The following is a 7,786-nucleotide window of genomic DNA, read 5'->3' on the forward strand; positions in this document are numbered from 1 at the left end:
CCCGCCGCCGGAACCGTCCTGTCCGCCCGCCTGCCCGTGGGCGGCGGCGCCGGCCTGACCGTCCCGGCCGAGGCGGTGCAGACCATCGACGGCGTCCCCTCCGTTTTCGTGCGCGAGGGGGCGGGCTTCCGCGCCCGCCCCGTCACCCCCGGCGGCACCGCGGCGGGCCGCACCGAGATCCTCTCGGGCCTGACCGGGTCCGAGCGGATCGCCGGCGTCGGCGCCTTCGTGCTCAAGGCCGAGCTGGCCAAGGGCGAGGCGGAGCACGGACACTGACCATGCTGAACCGCATCATCGACGCCGCCGTCCGCCACCGCTGGCTGATCCTCGTGCTGGCGGTCCTGTGGGCCGCCGTGGGCGTGAGAGAGCTCGTCCGCCTGCCCATCGACGCCGTTCCGGACATCACCAACCGGCAGGTCCAGATCACCACCGTCGCCCCCGCCCTCGGGCCGGAAGAGGTCGAGCGGCAGGTCACCTTCCCGCTGGAGACCGCGCTCGGCGGTCTGCCGGGACTGGTCGAGACCCGCTCCCTGTCGCGTCACGGCTTTTCCCAGATCACCGCCGTCTTCACCGACCGGACCGACATCTGGTTCGCCCGCAACCTGGTCAACGAGCGGCTGCAGGACGCCCGCGAGGACCTGCCCGGGGGGCTCACGCCCTCGATGGGACCGGTCGTGACCGGTCTCGGCGAGGTCTTCATCTGGACCCTGGAGCTGCAGGGCGCGGCGGGCGAGGACGGCGTCGTCCACGTCACCCCCGAGGGCGAACGCCTGACCACCGACGCCGAGAAGGCCACCTGGCTGCGCACGCTCCAGGACTGGGTCGTCGCGCCGCAACTGCGCGGCGTCGACGGGGTCGCCGGGATCGACGTCCAGGGCGGCTATGTGAAGGAGTATGCGGTCCATCCCGACCCCGCGCGCCTCGCCGCCTACGGCGTGGGGCTGGTGCAGCTGGTCGAGGCGCTGGAGCACGCCAACCGCATCGCCGGCGCCGGCTACGTCAACCGCGCGGGCGAGGCCTGGATCGTCCGCGCCGACGCCCGGGTCCGGACGCTGGAGGAACTGGCGGCGACCCCGATCCTGAACCGTAACGGGCAGGTGGTCCGGGTCTCCGACGTCGCCGTGGTCGAGGTCGGCCGCGCGCCCCGCCTCGGCTCGGCCAGCAGCAACGGCCACGAGACCGTGCTCGGCGCCGCCCTGATGCTGCAGGGCGAGAACTCCCGCGCGGTGGCTCAACGCGTCGGGAAGAAGCTGGAGGACATCCAGGCCAGCCTGCCGCCCGGCGTCGTCATCGTTCCGGCGCTGGACCGGACGGCCCTGGTCGAGGCGACCGTCGGCACGGTCGAGCACAATCTGGTCCTCGGCGCGGCGCTGGTCATCGCCGTGCTGTTCCTCGCCCTGGGCAACGTCCGGGCCGCCGTGATCACGGCCCTGATCATCCCGCTCAGCTTCCTGTTCGCGGCCGCGCCCATGAACCGGTTCGGCATCAGCGCCAACCTGCTGAGCCTGGGCGCGCTGGACTTCGGCCTGATCGTCGACGGGGCCGTGGTCGTGGTCGAGAACACCCTGCGCCGCCTCTCGCTGGAGCGGCAGCGGCTGGGCGTCCCCCTGACCCTGCCCCAGCGGCTGGGCGTGGCCGCCGCCGCCGCCCGCGAGATGGCCCGCCCCGCAGCCTTCGGTCAGGCCATCATCCTGCTGGTCTATGCGCCCCTGCTCATGTTCGAGGGCGTCGAGGGCAAGATGTTCGGGCCCATGGCCGCCACCGTCATGCTGGCGCTGGCGGGCGCCTTCATCCTCAGCTTCACCTTCGTTCCCGCCCTGACCGCGGTCTGGGTCCGGGAGCCCAAGGCGGGACACGAGGACGGGGAGACCCGGATCAGCCGCGCGGTCCGCGACCGCTACGCCCCCCTTCTGGCCGCCGCCCTGGGGCGTCCGCGACTGGTCATCGGCGGCGCGGTCGGGGCGCTGGCGGCGGGCGCCCTCGCCTTCGCCACACTGGGCTCGGAGTTCGTGCCCCAGCTGGATGAGGGCGACCTCCTGGTGCAGGCCCTGCGGGTCCCCTCCACCTCGCTGGAGCAGTCGCAGGCCATGCAGTTCCGGGTCGAGTCGACGCTGAAGGCCATGCCCGAGGTCGAGCGGGTCTTCACCCGCACCGGCACGGCCGAGGTCGCCTCCGACCCCATGCCGCCGTCCATCTCGGACACCTTCGTGATGTTGAAGGACCGCAAGGACTGGCCCGACCCGTCCCTGCCCAAGGCCGAACTGGTCGCGCGGATGGAGGAGGCCCTCGGTCATCTGCCGGGCAACGCCTATGAGTTCACCCAGCCGATCCAGATGCGGTTCAACGAGCTGATCGCCGGGGTCCGCTCGGACGTGGCGGTGAAGGTCTATGGCGACGACTTCGAGGCCATGACCCGCACCGCGGAACAGGTGGCCGGGGTCCTGCGGGGAATCGACGGGGCCGCCGACGTGCGGGTCGAACAGGTCTCGGGCCAGCCGACCCTGACCGCGCGGGTGGACCGCACCATCGCGGCGGCCCAGGGCATCCACGCCTCCGACGCCGCCGACGCCCTCGCCATCGGCCTGGCGGGTCAGGCGGCGGGTCAGGTGATGGAGGGCGACCGCCGTTTCGACGTGGTGGTCCGGCTGGACGACGCCCTGCGCAATGACCCGTCGGTCATGGCCCAGTTGCCGGTCATGCCCGAGGAGGCCGAGCCGGGGGCGCCGACCGTGCCCCTGTCCTCCGTCGCCCGCTTCGAGGCGGCCGAGGGGCCCAACCAGATCAGCCGCGAGAACGGCAAGCGGCGGATCATCGTCCAGGCCAATGTCCGCGGTCGCGATCTGGGCGGCTTCGTCTCCGAGGCCCGGCGCGAGGTGGCGGCGCGGGTCCCGCCTGTCGCCGGCGGCTGGTTCGACTGGGGCGGCCAGTTCGAGAACCTCGAACGGGCCTCGACCCGGCTGGCCCTGATCGTGCCGCTGGTGGTCCTGACCATCGGCGGCCTGCTGTTGCTGGCTTTGCGCTCGGTCCGGGACGCGGCCCTGGTCTTCGCCGGGGCGCCCCTGGCCCTTGTCGGCGGCGCGCTGGCGCTGGCGGCGCGGGGCATGCCCCTGTCGATCTCGGCGGCGGTCGGCTTCATCGCCGTGTCCGGGGTCGCCACCCTGAACGGGCTGGTCCTGATGCAGGCCATCCAGCAACGGCTGGGCGACGGCGAGTCGCCGCCGCTGGCCGCCCTGAACGGCGCGGTCAGCCGCCTGAGGGCGGTTCTGACGACGGCGCTGGTGGCGGTTCTGGGCTTCATCCCCATGGCCTTCGCCTGGGGACCCGGCGCGGAGGTGCAGAAGCCGCTGGCCACCGTCGTCATCGGCGGGCTGACGTCCGCGACCCTGCTGACCCTGCTGGTGCTGCCCGTGCTGGCGGCGCTGGGCCGGGGGAAGGTCCGGATCTGAACGCGGAAGGCCCGCTCCATCGGAGCGGGCCTTTTCGTCTCAGTCGACGGCGCTTTCGGCGTGATAGGCCGCCGGGAGGCCCGGAAGCCCTTCCGGCCGGGCGATCCGGCGCTCGTGCTCCAGCGGGACCGCCGCGTCGTAGCGGCCCGGGAAGACGTAGCCGCTGTCATTGAAGTAGGGCGAGCGGCCGTGGCCGCCGTAGGGGTAGACGCCGCCGTAGGGATAGCCGAAGCCGTTCTCGGTCTGGCGGTAGCTGAGGTTGATCCGGCCGTTCTCGCCGACCGGAAGCGAGACCGCCATGCCGTAGTCGCTGTAGCCGCCGGTGCCGATTCCGGCCGTGAACTCGGCGTGCATCTTGCGGTCGTCGACGAAACGCTCGGCCCGCTCGCGGGCATAGGGCGTCGCCTCCGGGTCGCGGGCGGCGAGCCAGCGGTCGATCTGCTGGTCGGTGGTCAGGTTGTGCGGCTCCGCCGCCTGCTGGGCCGCGCCCTCGGCGGTGGGAGCCACGGGACGGGCGGTGGCGGTCAGGTCGACCGCGGTCGCGGGGGCGGTCGTCACCACGCCGTCGGGTTCGCTCCCGACGAGGGCCGCCGCCATCAGCAAGGCCGAAATCATCATGCGCTCACTCCCTGTACAGATCCCAGCCTAACCCGGAATAAGGCGAAGGTCAGGCGTTTCCGTCGCCGCGGTGCAACGGGTCGCGGAGCGGCTGGCCCTCGGGCACGAATTCCAGCGCCACCGAGTTGATGCAGTACCGCAGGCCGGTCGGCGGCGGACCGTCGGGGAAGACATGGCCCTGGTGGCCGCCGCAGCGGGCGCAGACGGTCTCGGTCCGCACCATGCCGTAGCTGGTGTCGCGGATGGCGGTGACGTGGCTCTCGTCCACCGGCTCGGTGAAGCTGGGCCAGCCGGTGCCGCTCTCGAACTTGGTCCCGGCCCGGAACAGCGGCAGGCCGCATTCCCGGCAGCAGAAGACCCCCGGCCGCTTCTCGCCCAGCAGGACGCCGCAGAAGGGCGCCTCGGTGCCGTGGGACAGCAGGACCCGGGCCTCCTCGGCCGTCAGGTCCGCCTCCAGCCGCTCGCGCTCGGCCTCGGTCGGCGGGGTCAGGTCATATCCGGAGGGGGAGCGATGGGTGTCGGTCATGACGTCCAGATAGGAAGCGCGGGGGCGGAAGACAAAGGGGCCGGATCGTCTCCGACCCGGCCCCCTCAGATCCCGCCGTGGCGATCAGCCGCCGAACAGGCCGCTGACCCAGGTGCGGACCGCGGTCTCGTCGACCGGGTCGCCGGTGTAGGCCAGGGCGCCTTCGGGCGTATAGGCCGTGTTGTTGGCGCGCGGACGGTCGGTCCAGGCCTTGTGACCGTAGCTCAGCTCCGCATAGTTCGACGGCAGGCGCAGGTTGGTCTGTTCGATGAAGATCGAGTCCGTCGCGGTCGGCGTGCCGGCGATCCGGACGTTCGGCAGACGCGAGATCAGGTCCAGGGTGTCGAGGCAGCCGCCGGTGCAGCCGCCGTCGACCAGAACCACGACCGGGCCCTGCACCGGGTTCGGGGCGCCGGTGTCCTCGGCGACCGCGCGGCCCTGCAGCTGGAAGGTCGGCTGGCCGGCGGCCATGGCGGCGTCGAAGGCGGCGATGATGTCCTGGGTCTGGGCGATCATGCCCGGCGCCTCGGCGGCATAGCGGGCGTCAGCCTGCATCAGGCCGAGGGCCACGGCGAACCAGTCGCGGTTGCCCTGGGTCGCGCGGTAGGTGATGGCGCCGGCGGCCGGCTGACGGCTGGCGGTGAACTCCGAGGTCCAGATGCGGTTGGCCAGGCCATAGCCGCGGGCGGTCGAGTTGAAGGCGGCCGAGCCCCGGGCGGCGCGCAGGTCCAGCACGAAGCCCTGGGGCCCGCGCAGGGTCGCCGCCTGGCTTTCCAGCAGGCTGTTGAAGGCGTCCCAGCCCGCCGCGTCGGCGAAGGAGTGGACGCTGACCCACGGGCGGCCGTTGACGGTCTCGATCGACAGCGGGGTGGACGGCGCGGCGTAGACCGTGGCGCGGTAGGCCGCTTCCAGGTCGCCGGCTTCCAGCGGCACCGGACGCAGGTTGATGGCGCGGGCGCGGCGGGTTCCGGTCTGGAACTCGCAGACCGACGGCACGCCGTTCACGAACGGGTTGTTGCGGTTCCAGGTCAGGTAGGGCGCCGAGGTCGTACGGCCGGCCTCGCTCTCGAGGTTGCCTTCCCAGCGGTCCAGCTTGTCCCGGGCGAACTCGTCGATCGGGGTCGCATTGCACGACACCAGGGTGTCGCCGACCCGCGGAACGCTGGAGCCGCGCAGGCCCGGCTTCACATAGGTCACCACATATTTGCCGCCGCGCCAGCCGGTGGCGAAACCGGCCCACGAGGTGCCGAAGTACGGCCCGAGACCTTCATAGGTCGGGTAGATCGAGATGTTCGAGTCGCGGAAGCCGGCGGCGTAGTAGCGCAGCAGATAGGCGTGCGAGTCGCCGCTGTTCACCTGACCGGCCTTGGCCAGGGCCTCCGACAGGCCGTTGTCCAGCCAGTCGCGGAAGCTGGCGCTGGCCTGTCCCGGGATCACCGGCGCCGGGTGGTTGGCGGCGAGGGCGTCATGCGCCGCCTGCAGGTCCTGCCGGGCGAGGGCGCGGAAATCCTGCGCGACGGCCGCGCCGGCGACCAGGCTGAGGGCGGCGGCCGCGACAGCGGCGATCGAAAGGGTACGGGTCATCGTCTCGGGCTCCAGCGGTCCGATTGGGAAAGCGTGAGGCGTTAAAGCGTATCGGCAAGGGGTCCGACAACCCCGGAACCGGACAAGCCGCCCTCGCGCGCCGGGCAAAACGCCGCAACGCGGGGGCCGAACAGGGGCCGATTCGCGCCGTATCCGGACGATCCCCTGGCGGCGACCTCACAGCGCCCTCACCCGCGGCCCGCGCTCGCCGGGGCGGTCGATGAGCAGGTCGGTGACCGCCCAGACCAGGGCGTCGGCGCGGTCGAGGGAGCCTTCGCCCAGGTCGGCGCCGAGCAGCATGAGCTCTTCCTCCAGCGCCTCGAACATCCCGACATGCCGGACGCGGCCCTGCTCATAGAGGGCGGCGACGGGTTCGGCCCGGACGATCTTGCCCCGGCTCGCCCGCACGGTCCTGACCGGCAGGGCGGGGTCGACGGCCTTGAGCACGGAGACGACCATGTCGCCGCCCTGGTTGACCTCGGCCACGATACAGGACGCGTTGACCTCGCGCGCCAGGGCGACGGCGCGGCGCGCCCACTCCTCGGGCGAAAGCCCGTGGGCGGTGCGGTCGGCCAGCACGACGGCCTCGCGCACCCCGTCGTCGCGAAGGCGGGTTCCGGCGGCGATGATGCCGCAGGCGTCGCCGGTGGCGGTGGCCGGCGGGTCAATGGCGACGATGATGCGTTCGAAGAGGGATGAGGGCCGGGGGGCGAGGGTTGAGGGTTTTGAGCGATCCTGCGCTTCGCCCCTCGCCCCGCCTCCCCCGGTTCTCGCCCTCATCATCATCTCCGCCGTGAACAGGGCCCCGTCCAGATCGACGATCCGCCCCTCCAGCTCCTGGGCCTCGCGGCGGGTGCCGCCATAGAGTTCGCGCAGCCCTTCGATGAAGCCGGGGGCGAGATGGGCGGCGTTGTCGGCGCTGCCGGCATGGGTCAGGGCGCAGGAGGCCTCGTCCCTGAGCCGGATGAGGGCGCGCATGGGCCGGGGGGTGGTGGTGATGAGGAGGCGGGGCGGATGGCGGTGCGCCTGCCCACCCCCTCCACCGTCCCCGCCTTCGGTGACGCGGTGAGCAACGGGGCCGGCGATGGGCGCGCCCGGCAACCGGAGCCCCATCCTGAGGAGGGCCAGGGTTTCGGCCGCGCCGCGCGCCCCGGTGGGACGCCAGGCGCAGAACTCATCCGCCCAGGCGGCGCTGAACTGGGGGCCGCGCAGGCTGTCCGGGTCCTCGGCCGAGAAGGTGTAGGCGATACAGCCGTTCGGAAATTTCAGCCGACGGCGCGAGCTTTCGAACACCGGACGGGTCTGCGGGGTCCAGCGCGGCAGGCTGCGGATGCCCGAAGCGCCCTCGATCATCACCTCGCGCACGTCGTGCAGGGTGGGGCCGATCAGCGCCAGACGGCCGCCGGGGCCGAGCGCCTCGGCCTGGTCCGCCAGCCATTCCGCGCCCGCCTGGGTCTTGCCCGCGCCCCGCCCGCCCATGAACAGCCATGTGCGCCACGGCTCGCCGTCGGGCAGGGTTGCGGGCGGGGTCTGGGCCGGGCGCAGGACCAGCGGCGGCGCGGCGGCCGGTTCAGGGGCGGGCTCGGGGTCGGGCTCGGGGTCCGGGTCCGCC

The 7,786-nt window shown here is 72.8% G+C and carries 5 protein-coding genes and 1 pseudogene; 2 read left to right on the top strand and 4 right to left on the bottom strand.

The genetic code is table 11. The features are described 5' to 3' along the window. Together ACLQ7T_RS15970 and ACLQ7T_RS15975 are read left to right on the top strand one after the other, a co-directional pair. A pseudogene (locus ACLQ7T_RS15970) lies at positions 1 to 276 on the top strand (efflux RND transporter periplasmic adaptor subunit); the annotation flags it as partial. Positions 277 to 278: 2 nt separating this feature from the next. Further along, positions 279 to 3,446 carry an efflux RND transporter permease subunit gene (locus ACLQ7T_RS15975; protein WP_420480274.1) on the top strand — a complete coding sequence of 1,056 codons (3,168 nt, stop codon included), beginning with the start codon at positions 279 to 281 and terminating at the stop codon, positions 3,444 to 3,446. Between the two features lie 39 nt (positions 3,447 to 3,485). Here ACLQ7T_RS15975 and ACLQ7T_RS15980 read toward each other — a convergent pair whose 3' ends face one another. From ACLQ7T_RS15980 to ACLQ7T_RS15995, 4 genes are all read right to left on the bottom strand, one after another. Then, positions 3,486 to 4,064 carry a hypothetical protein gene (locus ACLQ7T_RS15980; protein ID WP_420480275.1) on the bottom strand — a complete coding sequence of 193 codons (579 nt, stop codon included), beginning with the start codon at positions 4,062 to 4,064 and terminating at the stop codon, positions 3,486 to 3,488. Positions 4,065 to 4,113: 49 nt separating this feature from the next. Continuing rightward, positions 4,114 to 4,590: a peptide-methionine (R)-S-oxide reductase MsrB gene (msrB, locus tag ACLQ7T_RS15985; RefSeq protein WP_420480276.1), complete on the bottom strand. Its 477-nt coding sequence runs from the start codon at positions 4,588 to 4,590 to the stop codon at positions 4,114 to 4,116. A gap of 84 nt (positions 4,591 to 4,674) precedes the next feature. Further along, positions 4,675 to 6,174 (bottom strand): hypothetical protein, encoded by a 1,500-nt coding sequence (locus ACLQ7T_RS15990; protein ID WP_420480277.1) that lies wholly within the window; start codon positions 6,172 to 6,174, stop codon positions 4,675 to 4,677. Positions 6,175 to 6,351: 177 nt separating this feature from the next. Then, the gene (locus tag ACLQ7T_RS15995) at positions 6,352 to 7,725 is read right to left on the bottom strand and encodes a phage terminase large subunit family protein (RefSeq protein WP_420480278.1); all 1,374 of its coding nucleotides are present in this window, start codon (positions 7,723 to 7,725) and stop codon (positions 6,352 to 6,354) included. Positions 7,726 to 7,786 lie beyond the last annotated feature (61 nt).

Origin of the sequence: Brevundimonas sediminis (assembly GCF_048799765.1) — a bacterium.
Classification (GTDB): domain Bacteria; phylum Pseudomonadota; class Alphaproteobacteria; order Caulobacterales; family Caulobacteraceae; genus Brevundimonas.